Raw genomic sequence first — 17156 nt, forward strand, 5'->3', positions numbered from 1 at the left:
CGCGATCCCTCTCCCGCCGGGAGGGGGATCAGCCCTCGCGCCGCATCAGGTGCAGGCGCGCCTTGCCGACATCTCGGGTGACCTCGGTGACGTAGCCCTTGATCGCCGCGTCCTCGCGGTTGCCGGTCTCGAGACTGACCCACGCCGAGGGCGAGATCCAGCCCAGCCGCGTGAGCTTGTCGATCGCGACGACCCCGGCGCCGGTCCCGTAGGGCGGATCGAGCAGCACCAAGTCAAGCGGCTCGCCACGGACCGCGCCCATCGACAGAACCGACGTCGCGCGAACATCGCATCTGTCCTGCGCGCGCAAGTTGGCGATGTTGGTCCGCAAGGCCCGGATCGCGGCAGGATCCTGCTCGACGAAGATGCAGTTCGCGGCACCCCGGCTCAACGCCTCGAGGCCGAGCGCTCCTGATCCGGCAAAGAAGTCGGCGACGCGCAAGTCGGCGAAATCGCCGAGCCGACTGGCAAGCATCGAGAACAGCGTCTCCCGCGTGCGATCGGATGTCGGGCGGGTCGTGTCGCCTTCGGGCGCGACGAGGTTGCGGCCGCGCCATTCACCCGCGACGATCCTCATGCCTTTGCCGCTCCGGCTCGCGTTTCCAGGCCCTTGCGAAAGGCTTCGATCTGCTTGGCGGTGATCTCGACCGCCGCGCCCTTGGGCAGTTCGTCGAGGGCAAAGGGACCATAGCCGACACGGATCAGGCGGCTGACTTCCAACCCAAGATGTTCAAGCACGCGGCGCACCTCGCGGTTCTTGCCTTCGGTGATGGTCATCTGGATCCACTGGTTGCGCCCGGTGCTGCGCTCCATGTTGGCGTCGATCCGGCCGTACCGCATGCCCTCGATCTCGATCCCCTCGATCAGTTCTTCCAACTGAGCCTGCGTCACGGCTCCGAACGCGCGAGCACGGTACGTGCGCGGAACCTTGGTGGCCGGCAGTTCCAGCAGCCGCTTGAACTCGCCATCGTTGGTCAGGAGCAAGAGCCCCTCGGTGTTGAAGTCGAGCCGGCCGACCGGCATCAGCCGCCCGGCGCCTTGCGGCAGGGCATTGCGCAAGGCGGTGTAGATCGTCGGCCGACCAGCGGGATCGCTCTCGGCCGTGATGAGGCCGGCGGGTTTGTGAAAGGCGAACAGGCGTGTCGCTTCGGCGGCCTTCACCGCCACGCCGTCGACGCTGACGCCGCGCAAGTCCTTGAGCAACGTAGCGGGGGTGGTGACGACATCGTCGCCGATCTTCACGCGGCCTTCGGTGATCATGCGCTCTACCTCACGGCGGCTGGCGACGCCGGCGCGGGCGAGCAGCTTGGCGATGCGATCCCCTTCCTGACCCTCGGCCCGCAAGGGAATCGAGGTCTTGGGGGCGGCATTCGGGTTTGCCGTCGAGGCACGCTTGATGCGCGGCGCGGGCGGCTTGGCGAACGGGCCTCGCTGGGCGGCGGGTTCGCGTGGCGGGCCACGACGACTGCCGGGCGTTGCGCCGAACTTGCCGCCGAACGAGCCGCCGGACTTTCTGGGAGGTTGGGACATGCACAGCGCATAGCTGTTGATCGCGTGATCATCCAGCCTTCCCATTGCGCCGCCGCCCGCTAATCATGCGCGTTTTCACACCATGAGGGAGTCGGCGTGGCCGGAACGATCGAGACGGAGCGCTCCACGGGCGCAACAGCCCGGCGCCCGGGCATCATGGGATCGATCGCGCCGTACTGCGAGAAGGAGTCGCTGGCGGCATTCGCCCTGGGCGTATCCTCGGGCTTTCCGTTCGCGATGATCGGCGCGACCCTGACGACCAGATTGGCGCAGGACGAAATTCAAAAGTCAACGATTACCGCGTTTACACTGGCCTTTCTCGTCTACAATCTGAAGATCTTCTGGGCCTGGATCGTCGATGGCGTGCGGCTGCCTCTTATCGGCAGGATGGGGCAGCGCGTCTCGTGGATGCTTGTGGTTGGCGTGCTGGTCATCGCGGCGACCATCAATCTGGCGATGGTCGATCCGGCCAACGATCTACCCGGAACCGTGCTCGCTGCGGTGCTGGTCGGCATCGCCGGCGCGACATACGATATCGTCATAGACGCCTATCGGATCGAGACGCTCAAGCCTTACCAGCTCGGAACAGGCTCGGGCATGAGCCAGTACGGCTGGCGCGTGGGCTCTGCCGGCGCGGGTGCTGTCGCCCTGATCATAGCGACGCGATACGGGTGGAAGTCGGCATACGTCGCGTGCTCGATGTTCGCGGTACCGGCGATGGCGACGGTGTTGTTGCTGGGAGAGCCGGCGCGCCGCAAGGTGGCGATCGCGCGCAAGGGGCTGGCGGAAGTCTGGGCTTCGATCATCGGGCCGTTCGTCGAGTTCTTCCAGCGGGCAGGCGCCTGGTTGGTGCTGAGCTTCATCCTGGTCCACAAGATCGGCGACACGCTGGCCAACCTCACGTTTCGGCTGCTGTTCGATGACCTTGGCTTCACCAATGACGAGATCGCCATATACGATGTCGGGTTGGGTTTCTGGGCGTATCTCATCGGTGTGTTCATCGGCGGCATCGCCTATACCCGCATGGGGCTCAAGCGGTCGGTGCTGGTAGCGCTGGTGTTGATGGCGGTATCGAACCTCAGCTTCGCGGCACTTGCGGCTGCCGGACACTCCAACATCGGGATGGCCGGCGCGATCGGGTTCGAGAACATCGCCAGCGGCTTTGGCGGCGTCGTCGTCGTCGCCTATTTCTCGGCGCTGTGCGACTTGCGGTTTACCGCCTCGCAATACGCGATGATCTCGGCTGCTGCGAGCGTGGTCGGCCGCTTCCTGACTGGGACGACGGCTGGCGCGCTGATCGAATCGATCGGCTACGTGAACTTCTACCTGCTCACCACCATCGTGGCGGTGCCCGGGATCGTACTGTTCTGGTGGATGATCCGCGCCGGCCTAGTCGATGCAGCGATGGGAAGCGCGGGTGAGGTTGGCGAGGGCGATGCCCGCGATTGAGTAGGGCGCTCAGTCCGGCACTTCGTGATTCTGCGCAAGCACGTCGCCGGCAAGATATAGCGATCCTGCGATCAGTGCGGAAACGCCATCGTCGGGGAGCGCCTTGAGCGCGGCGGCGACACTGGCTGCAATTTTAGCCGAAGCACCGAACGCAAGTGCCGGATGGCTGGCTTGGCCGGCAACCTCGACGGTCTGGATGGTCAGCGGCGTCGGATCGAGCGCAGCGATAATCGCGGCGGGATCCTTGTTCGCCATCATGCCGATGATCAGATGCATCGGCTGGCCGGTGAAATGCCGGGCGATCGCCAGACCGGCATCGGGGTTATGGCCACCGTCCAGCCAGACCGCTCGCTTGCCGGCAACCGCCGTCAACGGCCCGTCGCCCAACAACTGCAATCGCGCCGGCCAGCGTGCCTCCAGAATCCCGCTTGCCATCGCTTCGAGCGAGACGTTCACACGATCCTGATGGCGCAGCAAGGCGATGGCGAGCGCGGCGTTGTCGACCTGGTGGGCACCGGCCAGCATCGGCAATGGCAAGGTCAGCGCACCGTGCCGATCGCGGTATTCCAGCACATCGACGCCGGTCGCATCCCAATCCTTGCCCTTGATGTGAAGCGGCGCGCCAGCCGCTAGCGCTGCTTGCTCGATCTCGAGCTCGGCGCCTTCGGGATAGGCCATCGTGCATGTGGGCGCGCCGGGGCGAATGATGCCCGCTTTCTCGAAAGCAATGCGCGCGAGTGGATCATCGGGCGTGCCGGGTTCGGGGCGCAGGAGAAAGGCTTCGTGATCGATGCCGAGCGAGGCGATCCCGACGGCGGCGGGACGGGGCAGTACGTTTGTGGCATCGAAGCGGCCACCCAGCCCCGTCTCGATCACGCAGGCGTCCGCCGGCTCGCGCGCGAAGGCGAGGAACATCGCGGCCGTGGTGACCTCGAAGAAGCTCGGCGAAAGATCCTCCGAGATATCGAGCACTTCGGCAAGAAGCTGTGTTAACATGCTGTCAGAGATCAGCTTTCCCGCGACTCGGATGCGTTCGTTGTAACGCACCAGGTGCGGCTTGGTCGCGGTATGAACCACGAGCCCCTCGGCTTCGAGGATCGTGCGCAGGAACGCGCAGGTCGAGCCTTTGCCGTTGGTGCCGGCGACGTGAAAGGCGGGTGGGATCTGCTCCTGCGGCTCCCCCAGGCGGGTGAGCAACTCGCGTATCGTTTCCAGCCCGAACCGACCTTGCGGCAGCGACAAGGCCGCCAGCCGGTCGAGCTGGCGCTGTACCTCGGGCGAGTCGGAGCGGGCGAAGTCCTTCAGGTCACGCCACCACACGTGCGGTGTGGACAGCCTCTGCCAGCGCGGCGGTGAACGCCCGGATCGGTTCGGCAGCGGCGGTGCCGTGCTCTTTCACCAATGCAACGATGGCGGAACCGACAACCACGCCATCGGCGACGCGGGCGATCGCCTGCGCCTGCTCCGGCGTGCGGACGCCGAAGCCGACCGCGACAGGGATATTGCTGGCAGCCTTGAGGCGGGCGACGGCATCGTCGATCGAGGTCTGTGCCGCCTGCTGGCTGCCGGTGATGCCGGCTACCGATACGTAATAGAGGAACCCGGACGAGCCTTCGAGCACCGCCGGCAGTCGCGCGGCATCGGTGGTGGGCGTCGCCAGGCGAATCAACGACAAGCCCTTGTCACGCAGGGCGGGACCAAGCTCCGCATCTTCCTCGGGGGGAATGTCCACGCAGATGACACCGTCGACACCGGCTTTTGCGCACGCGTCGGCGAACCATTCTGGGCCACGGATGGTCATGGGATTGGAGTAGCCCATCAGCACCAGCGGCACCTGCGGGTGACGGGCGCGAAACTCAGTGGCCATACGAAAGATATCGGCGGTTCGGGTACCCGCGCCCAAGCTGCGGATGTTCGCTTCCTGGATCGCCTGACCGTCCGCCATGGGATCGGTGAACGGCATGCCAAGCTCGATCACGTCCGCTCCGCCGGCGACCAGCGCGTCGAGATTGGCGGCGGTGTCGCCATCGCCTGCGGTGATGAAGCAAATCAGGGCCGGGCCCTTGGCGAACGTATCGGCAAAACGGGTCATCGTGGCGTACTCTTGAGAGACTTTCGAAGTCCGATCAGACCGGCGATCGCACATGCGGCGGCGAGGATCAGCAGCCACGGATGCGAAACGGGAAAACAATCATAGTCGCAAAACACGGTTCGCGGATCTGCCGAGAAGGTTTGAGTCTCGCCAGGCCCGGCCAGGACAAACAGGAGCACGGCAAGCAGGAGTGACGTCACGCTCGCCACCGTCCGCCTGTCCACCTTGGCCAGGTTCACATCTCGGCTCCGAGATGCTCCGCGACGGTGAAGATGTCCTTGTCGCCGCGGCCCGAGACATTGACGACCAGCAGCTTGTCATGATCCATCGATGCGGTGATGTTCGGCAGCGCGGCGAGGGCGTGCGCGCATTCGAGCGCCGGGATGATGCCCTCGAGCTTGCAGCACAGCTGGAACGCCTGCAGCGCCTCGGCATCGGTGATCGGCACGTAGGTTACGCGGCCGCTTTCATGCAGCCAGGAGTGCTCGGGGCCCAGGCCGGGATAATCCAGGCCGGCGCTGATCGAGTGCGCCTCGGTGATCTGGCCGTCTTCGTCCTGCAGCAGGTAGGTGCGGTTGCCGTGCAGGATGCCCGGGCTCCCACCCATCAGACTGGCGGCGTGCTTGCCGCTGGCGATGCCGTGCCCCGCCGCCTCGACGCCGATCATGCCGACCTCGGGATCGTCGAGGAACGGATAGAACATGCCGATCGCGTTCGATCCGCCACCGACCGATGCCAGCAGCATGTCGGGCAGGCGGCCTTCTGCCTTCATGATCTGCTCGCGCAGTTCGGTGCCGATCACGCTCTGGAAATCGCGTACCAGTTCAGGATAGGGATGAGGACCGGCGGCGGTGCCGATGATGTAGAACGTGTCGTGCACGTTGGCGACCCAGTCGCGCAACGCGTCGTTCATCGCATCCTTGAGTGTGCCGGCGCCGCTGGTGACGGGCCGCACTTCCGCGCCGAGCAGGCGCATGCGGAACACGTTGGGCTTCTGCCGCTCGATATCCTTGGCGCCCATGAAGATGGTGCAGGGCAGGCCGAAGCGCGCGGCGACCGTGGCGGTCGCGACGCCGTGCTGGCCGGCGCCGGTCTCGGCGATGATGCGGGTTTTGCCCATGCGCATCGCCAGCAGGATCTGGCCGACGCAGTTGTTGATCTTGTGCGCGCCGGTGTGGTTGAGTTCCTCGCGCTTGAAGTAGATCTTCGGACCTTTACCGTCCGGCGCCGCCGCTCGGTAATGCTCGGTCATGCGGGGGGCATAATAGAGCGGGCTGGGGCGGCCGACGAAATGCGCGAGCAGGTCGTCGAACTCGGCCTGGAACGCCGGATCGGCCTTCGCGGAGCGATATTCCTTCTCAAGATCCAGAACCAGCGGCATCAGCGTTTCCGCGACGTAGCGTCCCCCGAAACGGCCGAAGTGGCCGTTCTCGTCGGGCTGGTTGCGGAAGCTGTTGACGGGTGGTGGTATGGTCATATCCAGCGCTTTACAGAGGCAAGGAGTGATGTCCAGCCGGTGTTAGGGGCAAGACTCTACGTGGGCTCGCGTGCCGCGCGGCAGAATGCGGCGATCAACTGGTCGTCCTTGACCCCCGGCGCACTTTCGACTCCCGAGGACGTATCCACCAGTGGTGCGCCGGTAAGGCGCACCGCCTCGGCGACGTTGGCCGGGGTCAGGCCGCCGGCGAGTCCCCAGGCGAGCGGTCCCTTCCAGTTGGCCACCAGCGACCAGTCGAAGCTCAGGCCCATGCCGCCGGGCAACGTGCCGGCAGGCGTCTTGGCATCGAATAGGATAAGATCGACCGCGCCCGCATACGATCTGGCCCGTGCGACATCCTGCGCGCCGGTGACCGAGATCGCCTTCCACACCGGTAGTGCAAAGCGGGCCCGGATGGCGGCGGCGCGTTCCGGCGTCTCGCCACCGTGCAACTGGACAGCGGTGAGTCCCGCCCCGCCGACGGCTTCGCCCAGCAGATCGTCATCGGCATCGACGAACAGGCCGACCTTGCCGATGCGTCCCTCAGCCCGGCCACCCAGTTGGAGTGCGGTTTTCGGGTCGACGGATCGCGGACTGCGGGGGAAGAACACGAATCCGACATGATCGGCCCGCGCCCGGATCGCGGCGTCGAGCGCTGCGGCGGTGTTGATGCCACAGATCTTGATGGCGGGAGTTGGCATGGACGATTTTTTGCCTGACAAGCTGGTGGGAGCGAAACAAGGGGATCGGTATGAACCGTATGGCGCGCTATCTAGTGCCGATCGTGGCAGTGGCAATGCTTCCGGCGTGTGGGCTCAAGCAATCGTTCGCGGATGCCGATACGGCGGTCGAACGGTTTCACGCAGCCCTTGACCAGGGGCAATGGCAGGCGATCTGGGACACGACGGCGCCGCAGTTTCGCCAGCAAAACAAGCAGGCGGATTTTGAGCGGATACTGCAAGCCGTTCACCGCAAGCTCGGTAAGGTGAAGCAGAGCAAGCAAGTGGGTTGGAACGCCAACGCCGGCACTTCCCAAAGCTCGGTGACCGTGACGATGGCCACCGACTTCGAGCGGGGCAGTGGTACCGAGCAATTCATCTACGTAAAAGCAGCCGACCAATCGCTCGAACTGGCCGGCTACGACATTCAATCAAAAGAAATGATGCTGGATTGATCAGGTCGCCAGATCGAACTGGACGGTAACGTTGACGCTTGTCTCCAGTTCGCCGGCCATCACCGGGGCGGGCGGCGGGGGTGCGGCCATCATGTCGGCGCTGCGGCGGAACATCACCGGCTGAGGCGGAGCACCGCCGCCCTCGTTGATCGACACGATGCCGACGACGCGCATCCCGGCCGCCTGGGCATAAAGCTGCGCACGTTCGCGCGCGGTCTTCATCGCGGCGGCTCGGGCCTCGTCTTGCGCCGCATCGGGGTTGGACAGCATGAAGTTGGGTCCGTTCACCTGATTGGCGCCGGCCGAGACGAGCGCATCCAGAACCTTGCCGTAGTCGGCCAGTTTGCGCTGCTTGACCGAAACCTGGTTAGTGACCTGATAGCCGACGATCGTCTGCGCTTGCTCTTCAACGGAACCATCGGGCAGACGCTTGGGCGGAGCGTACACCGGGTTGAGGTTCAAATTGCTGGTCTGGATGTCACGTTCGGCAATGCCGGCCCGCTTGAGCGCGGCGATGACCTGGGCCATTTTCGTCGAGTTTTCCGCAAGCGCGGCGCTGGCCGTGTTGCCTTGCGTGGTCACCCCGGCGGAGAAGGTCGCGAGATCCGGCGTGCCGGTGGAGGCGCCCTCGGCATTGACGGTGAGCAGCGTGTGACCTGCGGGAAGCGTTGGTACGGGCGTGGCGACTTGCGCCAGCACAGGGGTGGTGAACGCGGCAAAAGTTGCCGCCGCAGCGTAAACAAACGGTCTCATCAAGGTGCCTTCCATCCTCTATGCCCTGCCGAACGATCTGCTGCGGGTGAGGTTGCGCGAGGCTGAACCGATTGATCTATGTGAGGGACGTCTAGAGCGTTGCCTCGATCGCGCGCGCGGCGGCAAGCGGGTCTTCGGCCCGGCTGATCGGCCGGCCAATGACAAGGACGGAGGCTCCGGCATCCCGCGCTTCGCGTGGGGTTACGGTGCGCTTCTGGTCGCCGTCGCGCTTGCCGGTATCGGGCCGCAAGCCGGGGACGACGAAATAGCCGTCCTTCCACTGCCGACGGATCGCGGCGACTTCCTGGCCGGAGCAGACGATCCCATCCAGCCCCGCCTGATGGGCAAGGTCGGCCAGCCGCAATGCGTGGTCATGGGCGTTGCCGCCAATCCCCGTGGCGGCAAGATCGTCGTCGTCGAGGCTGGTGAGAACCGTCACCGCCACGACCTTGCAGTTCTCTCCCGCAGCGGCCTTGGCATCCTCCATCATGGCGCGACCGCCAGCCGCATGGACGGTGACGATCGCCGGTTCCAGCACATGAATCGCCTGCATCGCCGAGGCGACGGTATTGGGGATGTCGTGCAGTTTGAGGTCGAGGAAGATCGGCAAGCCAAGCTTGTGCATTTCGTGCACGCCATGGTGCCCGTGTGCATAGAAGAACTCCATGCCCAGCTTGATCCCGCCGATATGTCCGGCGACCTTTCGCGCGAGGGCCTCGGCAGCGTCGAGACGAGGAAGGTCGAGCGCGAGGAAAACCGGGTTGTGGTTCATTGTTCTTGTTCTTCCGGCAAAATCAGGATGGTCAGAGTGGCCGGCCCGCGTCCGGATCGACCGGGCGTAGCGTCGGGTCGCCGGAGACCGGCGAAATCGCGGTTGGATCGGGGGTCAGCGCAGGTTCGTGGACGATCGCCGGGGCGGGTTCGTACGCGACCGGAGCCGGCGCGGCACTGGCCTGCACCGTATTCTCCAGCGAATGGATCCGCCGCTTCAGGCGCCAGCGTCCGGCGCGATGGATGACCCACATCGGCAGCGCGCCCAGTAGGAAGAACAGCAGGGCGATGATGCCCACGGGCCATTCGAAATGGAGATAGTTGCCGTCTTCCAGCGGCCAGATGTTCACCGGCACCTTGGTCCAGTTCATCGCGATGAACGCGACCAGCATGGCCGTGACGATTACCCACAGGATCGTTCGAATGATCTGCATGTTCGTGCTTCCTCTACGCCGCGAGACCGATGCTAGGATGTATTTCGTCGACGCGAAACCCCGGTCGAGCCGGTTTGATCCTTGCGTCCGGGCGCCGGGTCAGGCGCCGAACACCCGTGCGAAGATCGCGTCGACCTGCTTGAAGTGATAGCCGAGGTCGAACTTCTCCTCGATCGTCGCTGCCGGCAACGCGGCGGCCACTTCGGGATCGACCTTGAGCAGTTCGAGCAGCGACAGCGCGCCGTCCGATTCCCAGACCTTCATGGCATTGCGCTGGACGAGGCGGTACGATTCGTCGCGGCTAAGGCCGGCCTGCGTCAGCGCCAGCAGCACGCGTTGGGAATGAACCAGCCCGCCCATGCGGTCGAGATTCTTCTGCATCCGCTCAGGGTAGATCAGCAGCTTGTCGATCACCCCGGTCAGCCGGCCCAGCGCGAAATCGAGCGTGATCGTGGCATCGGGACCGATGAACCGCTCGACCGAGGAGTGCGAGATGTCGCGCTCGTGCCACAGCGCCACGTTCTCCATCGCGGGTAGCGCGTACGAACGGATCATGCGGGCTTGGCCGGTAAGGTTCTCGGTCAGGATCGGATTGCGCTTGTGCGGCATCGCGCTCGAACCCTTCTGGCCCGGCGAAAAGTATTCCTCAGCCTCCAGCACTTCGGTGCGTTGCAGGTGACGCACCTCGATCGCGAGCCGTTCGATCGAACTGGCAATCACCGCGAGTACCGCGAAGAACATTGCGTGGCGATCGCGCGGGATGACCTGGGTCGAGATCGGCTCGACCTCCAGCCCCATCTTCTCGGCGACATAGGCCTCGACCGAGGGATCGACGTTGGCGAACGTGCCGACCGCGCCCGAGATCGCGCAGGTCGCGATCTCCTCACGCGCGGCCACCAGGCGTTTGCGGCAGCGTGCGAACTCGGCGTAGGCCTGCGCCAGCTTGAGCCCGAACGTGACCGGCTCGGCGTGAATGCCGTGGCTGCGCCCGATGGTCGGCGTGTACTTGTGTTCCTCGGCGCGGCGCTTGATCGCGGCAAGCAGCTGGTCGAGGTCGTCGAGCAGGATGTCGCTGGCACGGGCGAGCTGGACGTTGAGCGTGGTGTCGAGCACGTCGGAGCTGGTCATCCCCTGGTGCATGAAGCGGGCTTCGGGACCGACCTGCTGCGCCACCCAGTCGAGAAAGGCGATGACGTCGTGCTTGGTCACCGCTTCGATCGCGTCGATCGCCGGTACGTCGATCTTGGGATCGGCCGCCCACCAGTCCCACAGTGCCTGGCCGGCGCTCGCCGGAACGACGCCCAGTTCACCCATCTTCACCGCGGCGTGCGCCTCGATCTCGAACCAGATGCGATAGCGTGCCTCGGGCTCCCAGATCGCGGTCATCGCGGGGCGGGCGTAGCGGGGGACCATGGCGAACTCCTCGAGGCAGATAACGAGGTGCCGCTAGGGGGCCTTCCTCAGGAAGGCAAGCGCTGCCGGTCGTCGGCGTAGTCGGGTGGGCCGTGGCGTTGATGGTCAATGCCAGGCGAAATCGATTCGCGCCTCGCCGACGGTGGTGCCGGTTTCATCGAAGCGCCGCTCGATGAACAGCCCGGCGCCGGCACGATCGACGGCAATGACGCTGGAGCAACGGGTGCCGTATTCAGGATCACGGATAAACACCGGCGCAAACCGCGGCTCGGGGCCTTCGCTTGGGCGGGCGAGCGCGGGGTCCGGTGTCTCCGCGCGCAGGGCATCGAGCAGGATCGTGGCGTCGTTCGAGCCATTCTCCAGCCATCCCGCGAGCGCGCCTTCGAGTTGCCGGGTCTTGGGCCAGCGATCGTGGAAGCCGCCGTTCGAAAGGCCGTGGATGCCGGGCGTGAGCGGCACCCAGCGCACTTCGGGCACATTGGTGAGATACCCGGCCTCGTTGCCCTCGGCATGAATGACGTTGAAGCTGTTCATCTGCGCAAGATGCTCGGGCGTGCGGCCTTCGAGCAAGTCGACCACCATCTGCCCGCGTGACCGGCGATTTGGTTGCGGGCCTTCCGGCTGGCGAAAGTTCGTGACCAGGGTGAAGCGGCCGGCCTCGTGAACGCCGAGCCACGTCCCGCCTCCGGTCAGGTCGCGTCCGGCGATCAGCCCGCCGTCCCATCGCGCCAGCGGTGCGGCGAGCCGGGCATGGAACTCGTCGCGGTTGCCGATGCACACAAGCTGCCAGCGCGGATGCGCGGCCCAGGCGACGGCGGCCACGCACATCAGATCAGGCCCTTGGCCTTGAGCGACACATGCCCCTCGCGGCCGATAACGACGTGATCGTGGACGGTGACGCCCAGCAAGCGTCCGGCTTCGGCGATGCGATTGGTGATCTCGATATCGGCACGGCTGGGCTGCGCGTTCCCGCTGGGATGATTATGGACGAGGATCAGCGCGGTCGCGCCCAGATCGAGCGCGCGGCGAATCACTTCGCGCGGGTGAATCGCCGCCTCGTCGATCGAACCGTCGCCGACATGCTCGTCGAGGATCAGCATGTTACGCGCATTGAGATAAAGCACGCGGACCCGTTCACGCGTCAGATGCGCCATGTCGATCGTCAGATAGTCGATCAGCGTCTGCCACGATCCGATCACCGGCGCCTCACGCACGCGCTGCCGGGCCAGACGGCGCGCGGCGAGGACCACGATCTTCAGCGCGGCAGCGGTCGCCTCGCCCATTCCGGGGTGGGCTGCCAGCGTCCGCGCATCCGCCGTCAGCACACCTGCAAGCGACCCGAAGCGATCGATCAGCGTGCGTGCAAGCGGCTTCATGTCGCGGCGCGGGACCGCCTGCATCAGCAGCATCTCGATCACCTCATGATCGCCCAGCGCGTCGTCGTTGCCCTCGAGCAGGCGCTGGCGCAGTCGCGAGCGATGCCCGCTCGGATCGTTGCCTGTCGCACGGTTGCCGGTGGTGGCGGGGGAGGGCGCAATTGCTGCACCGAAAAGGCTGGGTTCGTCGGCCATCGTCAGGACAAGTCATTGCCTTTCAAGGTCCGCCAGCGCAAGTGATGCGACCCATGGCGCAGGACGACGATTTGCCGGCACTCGATAGCCCGCCGCGCCGGCGCAAACGGCGCGCGGTGCTGCTTGGCGCGCTGATCGTGCTGGCGCTCGCGGTCGCCTACGTGTGGGCCACGCGCAAGACCATCGCCGACAACTTCATCACCAGCCAGATGCAGCAGCTGGGTCTGCCGGGCTCCTACGATATCGAGGCGATCGGGCCGGGCGAGCAGATCATCCGCAACCTCGTGATCGGCGATGCCGCCAGCCCGGACATGACGATCGCGGAAGTGCATGTGCGGACCCGCCTGCGATTCGGCTTGCCGGGCATTGGCCGCATCACGCTCGTGCGGCCGCGTCTTTATGGCAAGGTGGTGCATGGCAAGGCCAGTTTCGGCAGCCTCGACAAGGTGCTGTTCACCGGCAGCAAGGCGCCCTTTCGCCTGCCCGACTACGATATCGCGGTACAGGACGGACGGGCCAGGATCGACACCGACTATGGCCCGGTCGGCGTCAAGCTGACTGGAAGCGGCGCGCTGCGCGATGGCTTCGTGGCGCAGATTGCCGCGGTGGCCCCGCGGATCAGCGCGCAGGGCTGCACCGCCGAGCGCGCCACGATCTATGGCACGCTGTCCGTCGCTTCTGAAAGGCCGCGCTTTGTGGGGCCAATGCGGATCGCCGACGTACGCTGCCGCACGCGCGACGTGCGACTGGCGAATGCCGCGCTGCAGGCGGACGTGACTTTCGCGCAAGCCCTCGATGGTGCCGAGGGTAAGTTCAGCCTCAGGGCCGGTGCGGCCGAGGCGGCGCAAGGGCGGCTGGCCGGGCTGACCCTCGCGTCCCAGTTCACATACGCCCGCCAGGTGCTGACCGCTCGCTACGATATCGCCGGGCAAGGCATCGCGGTATCGCAGCTTCGCGCGGGGCAGCTGCAATCGTCGGGACGCCTGCGATCGGCGCGAGGGCTGGCGCGCATCCAGATCGAAGGTGACGTTACCGGCAGCCAGATCGCCGCCGGTAACGATCTCGACCGGCTGCTCGCGCAGGCGCAACGCGGCGCCTCGGGAACGCTGGTGGCGCCGCTGCTTGCCCGGATGCGGTCCGGTGCCGCAGGGGAACTGAAAGACAGCACGCTCGATGGCAGTTTCCTGGCTCGCCGCGGACCAGAGGGGATTTCCGTGGTGGTCCCACGCGCGAGCCTGCGCGGCGGCAGCGGCCAGTCGTTGCTCGCGGTGTCGCGCGTGCAATTGCTGGCCCGCGCCAGAGGGTTGCCGCATATCACCGGCAATTTCGCCTCCGGAGGCCAAGGTCTGCCGCGTCTTTCCGGCCGCATGGAGCGCGTCGCCGACGGCAGCCTCGTGCTGCGTGTGCAGATGCCCGCCTACCGCGATGGCGACGCCAGCCTTTCCATACCGCAGATGGCGATCGTGCAAGCGCGTTCGGGCGCGATCGGCTTTACCGGTCAAGTGCTCGCGAGCGGCGAACTGCCGGGCGGTCGAGCGCAAAACCTGCTGTTGCCGATCGATGGCACCTGGAACGACGACACCCTCGCGCTCTGGCGGCGCTGCACCGACATCCGTTTCGACCGGCTCATGGTGGCCAGCCTTTCGATCGATCGTCGCCAGTTGACCGTCTGTGCGCCAAAGGGCCGTCCGCTACTGCGCCTGGCGGGCGGTAACCTGAGCCTGGCTGGCGGATTGAGTGCGCTCGATGTGGCCGGAAGACTGGGCCAGACGCCGATCCGTATCGCCAGCGGTCCGGTCGGCTTCGCTTATCCCGGCGTGATCACCGCACGCGCGGTGGACGTTGGCCTGGGGCCGCCGGCCACGGCGTCGCGGTTTCGCATCTCCAGCCTCACCGCAAAGGCAGCCCGCGACATCGCCGGCACCTTCGAAGGCTCCGACGTGTCGCTGTTCGCCGTACCGCTCGACTTGCATGAGGTGCGCGGAAAGTGGCGCTACGCAGGCGGAGTGCTCTCGCTCGCGGACGCCGCGTTCCGGCTTGAAGACAGGGAGCAGGTCGATCGCTTCCAGCCGGTCATCGCCCGGGACGCGACGCTCACCCTCAAAGACAACGTCATCGATGCCGTCGCCCTGATGCGCGAGCCGGTCAGCGACCGTGCGATCGTCCGCGCCACCATCCGTCACGATCTGTCCGACGCCAGCGGTCACGCCGACCTCGCGGTGCAGGACATCACTTTCGACGACAAGCTGCAGCCCGATACGCTGACCCGCCTCGCGCTGGGTGTGATCGCCAACGCCCGGGGTGTCGTGCGCGGTTCGGGCCGCATCGACTGGAACGCCGCGCGTGTCACCAGCACCGGTGCGTTCACCACCGACAAGCTCGATTTTGCCGCTGCCTTCGGACCGGTACAGGGCGTGGCTGGAACCATCCGCTTTACCGACCTGCTCGGTCTGGTGACCGCGCCCGATCAGCAGCTCAGGGTCGCGTCGATCAATCCGGGAATCGAGGTCAACGACGGCGTCATCACGTATGCGCTTCAGCCCGACTTCGTCGTGGCGGTGAAGGGTGGCTCATGGCCCTTCGTCGGCGGCACGCTGCGCCTGCTTCCCACTCGCATGGCGATCGGCACCGACGCGGTTCAGACCTACACGCTGGAGGTCACCGGCGCCGACGCCGCGCTGTTCATCCAGCGGCTGGAGCTTGGCAATCTCAACGCGACCGGGAAGTTCGACGGCACGCTGCCGTTGGTATTCGACCAGAACGGCGGTCGCATCGTCGGCGGCAAGCTGGAATCACGGCCGCCGGGCGGCAACGTCTCGTATGTCGGAGAACTGACGTACAAGGATTTGTCGACGATGGCGAACTTCGCGTTCGATACGCTGCGCTCGCTCAACTACCGGACGATGAGCATCGGCATGTACGGCGCGCTGGAGGGCGAGATCGTCACGCGTCTCAGCTTCTCGGGCGTCTCGCAGGGGGAGGGCGCCTCCAAGAACTTCCTGACACGCCGCATCGCCAAGCTCCCGATCCAGTTCAACGTCAATCTGCGCGCACCGTTCTTCCAGTTGGTTACCTCTTTCAAGTCGTTCTACGATCCCGCCTTCGTGCGGGATCCGCGGACGCTCGGGCTGATCGATGCGAAGGGGAAGCCGCTGCCGCGCCCCGGACCGCCTCCGGTAACGATTGATCCCGCAAAACCTTCCATTCAGCCTACCGCAAGCGAGAATGTGCCATGAATCTCTCACGATTGACCGTCCTTGCCCCGCCTGCGACAAGCTTCGGCATGTGCGGCAAGGGCGCGGGCCAATCGGGTCGCGGCACAGTCGCCGCGATCGCAGGCAAGGCTGCAGTGCTGATGGCAGGCGCGGCGACGTTGGCAGGGTGCATATCGGTGAACGCACCCGACAAGCCGATCGTCATCGAGTTGAACATCAACATCAAGCAGGAAGTCATCTATCGCCTTGCCGAAGACGTGAAGAAGAACATCGAAGCCAACTCGGACATTTTCTGATGACCCATTTTGCCAGACTGCCTTTCCGCCATGCCGGGCGTGCTGCCGTGATCGCTCCGGCGATAGCGCTGGCAATCGCCGCCATGGCGACGCCGGCCTGGGCCGATCGTGATCCCGCTTATGCGGCGGCGCGCTCCTCCGGCCAGGTCGGGGAAAAGACCGACGGCTACCTCGGCGTCGTCGGCGGAGGCGGCGATGTTCGTGGCCTGGTCGACAAGATCAACATCCAGCGCCGCGCCAACTATACCCAGCGTGCCCAGGCGCAGAACGCCACCGTGGAGGAGTACGCCTTCACGCAAGGGTGCCTGCTGATCCAGCGAACTGCGCCCGGCGAGAAGTATCAGGCGCCCGACGGCAGCTGGCAGACCCGTGGCGGCGGCGCACCGCAACGTGACCCGCGCTGTCCCTGATCATCTCGGATGACGGGCGGATAACGGCGGGTGGATGTCCTGCGCAAAGCATCGCCGCGGCACTGTCGACACGGGATAAACCGCATCGACGCTACCGCACCGGTTGACTTGAAATTTCTCCAACCCTAAGGGGCCGATGCCTACGGCGGGCAGGTCGTCGGGCGTGTCACAGGTTCCTGCTTGAAAATGGGAGCTGACATGATCGACGATCCTGACGCACGAGATTCCGTTGGTGAGGATGCGCGCCTCGACGCGCTTGATGAGCGGCTACGCGCCGCTCGCGAGCATGAAGAGAAGCGGACCAAGCCGGCGGCAGGCGCGGAAGCGGACGAGAATTATCGTGCCGGCAACCGCGTTCTGGCCCAGTTATTGGGCGGTATCGTGGGAGGCGTGTTCTTGGGGTGGGTCATCGATCGCTTCGCCGGAACCGCGCCCTGGGGTCTGTTGGTGATGATGTTCCTCGGAATCATCGTCTCCTTCAGGAACATCATCCGGATGTCGACCCGGCGCCCTGACTGATTCCGAACCGGAACGGTATGGGCGCTGGTCGCATGTAAGGCCCGGTTTCGGG

General features: G+C 65.6%; 19 protein-coding genes. 6 read left to right on the forward strand and 13 right to left on the reverse strand.

Annotated features, from left to right (window positions below; all coding sequences use genetic code 11):
• Positions 1-28: 28 nt before the first annotated feature.
• On the reverse strand, positions 29-577 hold the full coding sequence (rsmD, locus tag ACXJ1Z_RS14315) for a 16S rRNA (guanine(966)-N(2))-methyltransferase RsmD (RefSeq protein ID WP_463777533.1): 549 nt from the start codon (positions 575-577) through the stop codon (positions 29-31).
• On the reverse strand, positions 574-1575 hold the full coding sequence (locus ACXJ1Z_RS14320) for a pseudouridine synthase (RefSeq protein WP_463777534.1): 1002 nt from the start codon (positions 1573-1575) through the stop codon (positions 574-576). Before ACXJ1Z_RS14320 ends, rsmD begins: the two co-directional genes overlap by 4 nt.
• Before the next feature lie 111 nt (positions 1576-1686).
• Here ACXJ1Z_RS14320 and ACXJ1Z_RS14325 point away from each other — a divergent pair, with 111 nt between their 5' ends.
• Entirely contained in the window at positions 1687-2979 is a 1293-nt protein-coding gene (locus ACXJ1Z_RS14325; protein ID WP_463781261.1) for an AmpG family muropeptide MFS transporter, read from the forward strand.
• Between the two features lie 9 nt (positions 2980-2988).
• On the opposite strand, the gene ACXJ1Z_RS14330 is transcribed toward ACXJ1Z_RS14325, so the two are convergent.
• The 5 genes from ACXJ1Z_RS14330 to ACXJ1Z_RS14350 are packed head-to-tail and all read right to left on the reverse strand — an operon-like array spanning position 2989 to position 7249.
• Entirely contained in the window at positions 2989-4284 is a 1296-nt protein-coding gene (locus ACXJ1Z_RS14330) for a bifunctional folylpolyglutamate synthase/dihydrofolate synthase (RefSeq protein WP_463781262.1), read from the reverse strand.
• A 1-nt stretch (position 4285) separates the two neighbouring features.
• Positions 4286-5071, reverse strand: coding sequence for a tryptophan synthase subunit alpha (trpA, locus tag ACXJ1Z_RS14335; protein ID WP_463777535.1), 786 nt, complete (start codon positions 5069-5071; stop codon positions 4286-4288).
• Positions 5068-5310 (reverse strand): hypothetical protein, encoded by a 243-nt coding sequence (locus ACXJ1Z_RS14340; protein ID WP_463777537.1) that lies wholly within the window; start codon positions 5308-5310, stop codon positions 5068-5070. Before ACXJ1Z_RS14340 ends, trpA begins: the two co-directional genes overlap by 4 nt.
• On the reverse strand, positions 5307-6548 hold the full coding sequence (gene trpB, locus ACXJ1Z_RS14345; RefSeq protein WP_463777538.1) for a tryptophan synthase subunit beta: 1242 nt from the start codon (positions 6546-6548) through the stop codon (positions 5307-5309). The genes ACXJ1Z_RS14340 and trpB overlap by 4 nt, the downstream gene beginning before the upstream one ends.
• Positions 6549-6604: 56 nt before the next feature.
• Entirely contained in the window at positions 6605-7249 is a 645-nt protein-coding gene (locus tag ACXJ1Z_RS14350) for a phosphoribosylanthranilate isomerase (RefSeq protein ID WP_463777540.1), read from the reverse strand.
• Between the two features lie 50 nt (positions 7250-7299).
• Between ACXJ1Z_RS14350 and ACXJ1Z_RS14355 the strand changes: the two genes are divergently transcribed.
• Positions 7300-7722, forward strand: coding sequence for a DUF4019 domain-containing protein (locus ACXJ1Z_RS14355; RefSeq protein WP_463777541.1), 423 nt, complete (start codon positions 7300-7302; stop codon positions 7720-7722).
• On the opposite strand, the gene ACXJ1Z_RS14360 is transcribed toward ACXJ1Z_RS14355, so the two are convergent.
• The 6 genes from ACXJ1Z_RS14360 to radC all read right to left on the reverse strand — a co-directional run bounded on the left by ACXJ1Z_RS14360 (position 7723) and on the right by radC (position 12664).
• On the reverse strand, positions 7723-8475 hold the full coding sequence (locus ACXJ1Z_RS14360; RefSeq protein WP_463777543.1) for an SIMPL domain-containing protein: 753 nt from the start codon (positions 8473-8475) through the stop codon (positions 7723-7725).
• A 91-nt stretch (positions 8476-8566) separates the two neighbouring features.
• On the reverse strand, positions 8567-9247 hold the full coding sequence (gene pyrF / locus ACXJ1Z_RS14365) for an orotidine-5'-phosphate decarboxylase (protein WP_463777544.1): 681 nt from the start codon (positions 9245-9247) through the stop codon (positions 8567-8569).
• 31 nt (positions 9248-9278) lie between these two features.
• Positions 9279-9680: a lipopolysaccharide assembly protein LapA domain-containing protein gene (locus ACXJ1Z_RS14370; protein WP_463777546.1), complete on the reverse strand. Its 402-nt coding sequence runs from the start codon at positions 9678-9680 to the stop codon at positions 9279-9281.
• A gap of 99 nt (positions 9681-9779) precedes the next feature.
• A complete protein-coding gene (purB, locus tag ACXJ1Z_RS14375) occupies positions 9780-11093 on the reverse strand; it encodes an adenylosuccinate lyase (protein WP_463777548.1) in 1314 nt (437 codons plus the stop codon).
• Positions 11094-11198: 105 nt separating this feature from the next.
• The gene (locus tag ACXJ1Z_RS14380; RefSeq protein ID WP_463777549.1) at positions 11199-11921 is read right to left on the reverse strand and encodes an NRDE family protein; all 723 of its coding nucleotides are present in this window, start codon (positions 11919-11921) and stop codon (positions 11199-11201) included.
• Positions 11921-12664: a RadC family protein gene (gene radC / locus ACXJ1Z_RS14385; RefSeq protein WP_463777550.1), complete on the reverse strand. Its 744-nt coding sequence runs from the start codon at positions 12662-12664 to the stop codon at positions 11921-11923. Before radC ends, ACXJ1Z_RS14380 begins: the two co-directional genes overlap by 1 nt.
• A 53-nt stretch (positions 12665-12717) precedes the next feature.
• Here radC and ACXJ1Z_RS14390 point away from each other — a divergent pair, with 53 nt between their 5' ends.
• The 4 genes from ACXJ1Z_RS14390 to ACXJ1Z_RS14405 all read left to right on the forward strand — a co-directional run bounded on the left by ACXJ1Z_RS14390 (position 12718) and on the right by ACXJ1Z_RS14405 (position 17104).
• The gene (locus tag ACXJ1Z_RS14390) at positions 12718-15900 is read left to right on the forward strand and encodes an intermembrane phospholipid transport protein YdbH family protein (protein ID WP_463777552.1); all 3183 of its coding nucleotides are present in this window, start codon (positions 12718-12720) and stop codon (positions 15898-15900) included.
• Positions 15897-16175 carry a YnbE family lipoprotein gene (locus ACXJ1Z_RS14395; RefSeq protein ID WP_463777554.1) on the forward strand — a complete coding sequence of 93 codons (279 nt, stop codon included), beginning with the start codon at positions 15897-15899 and terminating at the stop codon, positions 16173-16175. Before ACXJ1Z_RS14390 ends, ACXJ1Z_RS14395 begins: the two co-directional genes overlap by 4 nt.
• The gene (locus ACXJ1Z_RS14400; protein WP_463777555.1) at positions 16175-16585 is read left to right on the forward strand and encodes a YdbL family probable chaperone protein; all 411 of its coding nucleotides are present in this window, start codon (positions 16175-16177) and stop codon (positions 16583-16585) included. The genes ACXJ1Z_RS14395 and ACXJ1Z_RS14400 overlap by 1 nt, the downstream gene beginning before the upstream one ends.
• Before the next feature lie 198 nt (positions 16586-16783).
• A complete protein-coding gene (locus ACXJ1Z_RS14405; RefSeq protein ID WP_463777556.1) occupies positions 16784-17104 on the forward strand; it encodes an AtpZ/AtpI family protein in 321 nt (106 codons plus the stop codon).
• Positions 17105-17156: the final 52 nt, after the last annotated feature.

Source organism: Novosphingobium sp. TK46 (genome assembly GCF_055361525.1).

Excerpts from the sequence above, each read along its gene's own strand:
- rsmD (WP_463777533.1), bottom strand. The coding sequence starts at position 577 with ATGAGGATCGTCGCGGGTGAATGGCGCGGCCGCAACCTCGTCGCGCCC.
- ACXJ1Z_RS14320 (WP_463777534.1), bottom strand. The coding sequence starts at position 1,575 with ATGGGAAGGCTGGATGATCACGCGATCAACAGCTATGCGCTGTGCATG.
- ACXJ1Z_RS14325 (WP_463781261.1), top strand. The coding sequence starts at position 1,687 with ATGGGATCGATCGCGCCGTACTGCGAGAAGGAGTCGCTGGCGGCATTC.
- trpA (WP_463777535.1), bottom strand. The coding sequence starts at position 5,071 with ATGACCCGTTTTGCCGATACGTTCGCCAAGGGCCCGGCCCTGATTTGC.
- trpB (WP_463777538.1), bottom strand. The coding sequence starts at position 6,548 with ATGACCATACCACCACCCGTCAACAGCTTCCGCAACCAGCCCGACGAG.
- ACXJ1Z_RS14350 (WP_463777540.1), bottom strand. The coding sequence starts at position 7,249 with ATGCCAACTCCCGCCATCAAGATCTGTGGCATCAACACCGCCGCAGCG.
- ACXJ1Z_RS14355 (WP_463777541.1), top strand. The coding sequence starts at position 7,300 with ATGAACCGTATGGCGCGCTATCTAGTGCCGATCGTGGCAGTGGCAATG.
- ACXJ1Z_RS14360 (WP_463777543.1), bottom strand. The coding sequence starts at position 8,475 with ATGAGACCGTTTGTTTACGCTGCGGCGGCAACTTTTGCCGCGTTCACC.
- pyrF (WP_463777544.1), bottom strand. The coding sequence starts at position 9,247 with ATGAACCACAACCCGGTTTTCCTCGCGCTCGACCTTCCTCGTCTCGAC.
- ACXJ1Z_RS14370 (WP_463777546.1), bottom strand. The coding sequence starts at position 9,680 with ATGCAGATCATTCGAACGATCCTGTGGGTAATCGTCACGGCCATGCTG.
- purB (WP_463777548.1), bottom strand. The coding sequence starts at position 11,093 with ATGGTCCCCCGCTACGCCCGCCCCGCGATGACCGCGATCTGGGAGCCC.
- ACXJ1Z_RS14380 (WP_463777549.1), bottom strand. The coding sequence starts at position 11,921 with ATGTGCGTGGCCGCCGTCGCCTGGGCCGCGCATCCGCGCTGGCAGCTT.
- radC (WP_463777550.1), bottom strand. The coding sequence starts at position 12,664 with ATGGCCGACGAACCCAGCCTTTTCGGTGCAGCAATTGCGCCCTCCCCC.
- ACXJ1Z_RS14390 (WP_463777552.1), top strand. The coding sequence starts at position 12,718 with ATGGCGCAGGACGACGATTTGCCGGCACTCGATAGCCCGCCGCGCCGG.
- ACXJ1Z_RS14395 (WP_463777554.1), top strand. The coding sequence starts at position 15,897 with ATGAATCTCTCACGATTGACCGTCCTTGCCCCGCCTGCGACAAGCTTC.
- ACXJ1Z_RS14400 (WP_463777555.1), top strand. The coding sequence starts at position 16,175 with ATGACCCATTTTGCCAGACTGCCTTTCCGCCATGCCGGGCGTGCTGCC.
- ACXJ1Z_RS14405 (WP_463777556.1), top strand. The coding sequence starts at position 16,784 with ATGATCGACGATCCTGACGCACGAGATTCCGTTGGTGAGGATGCGCGC.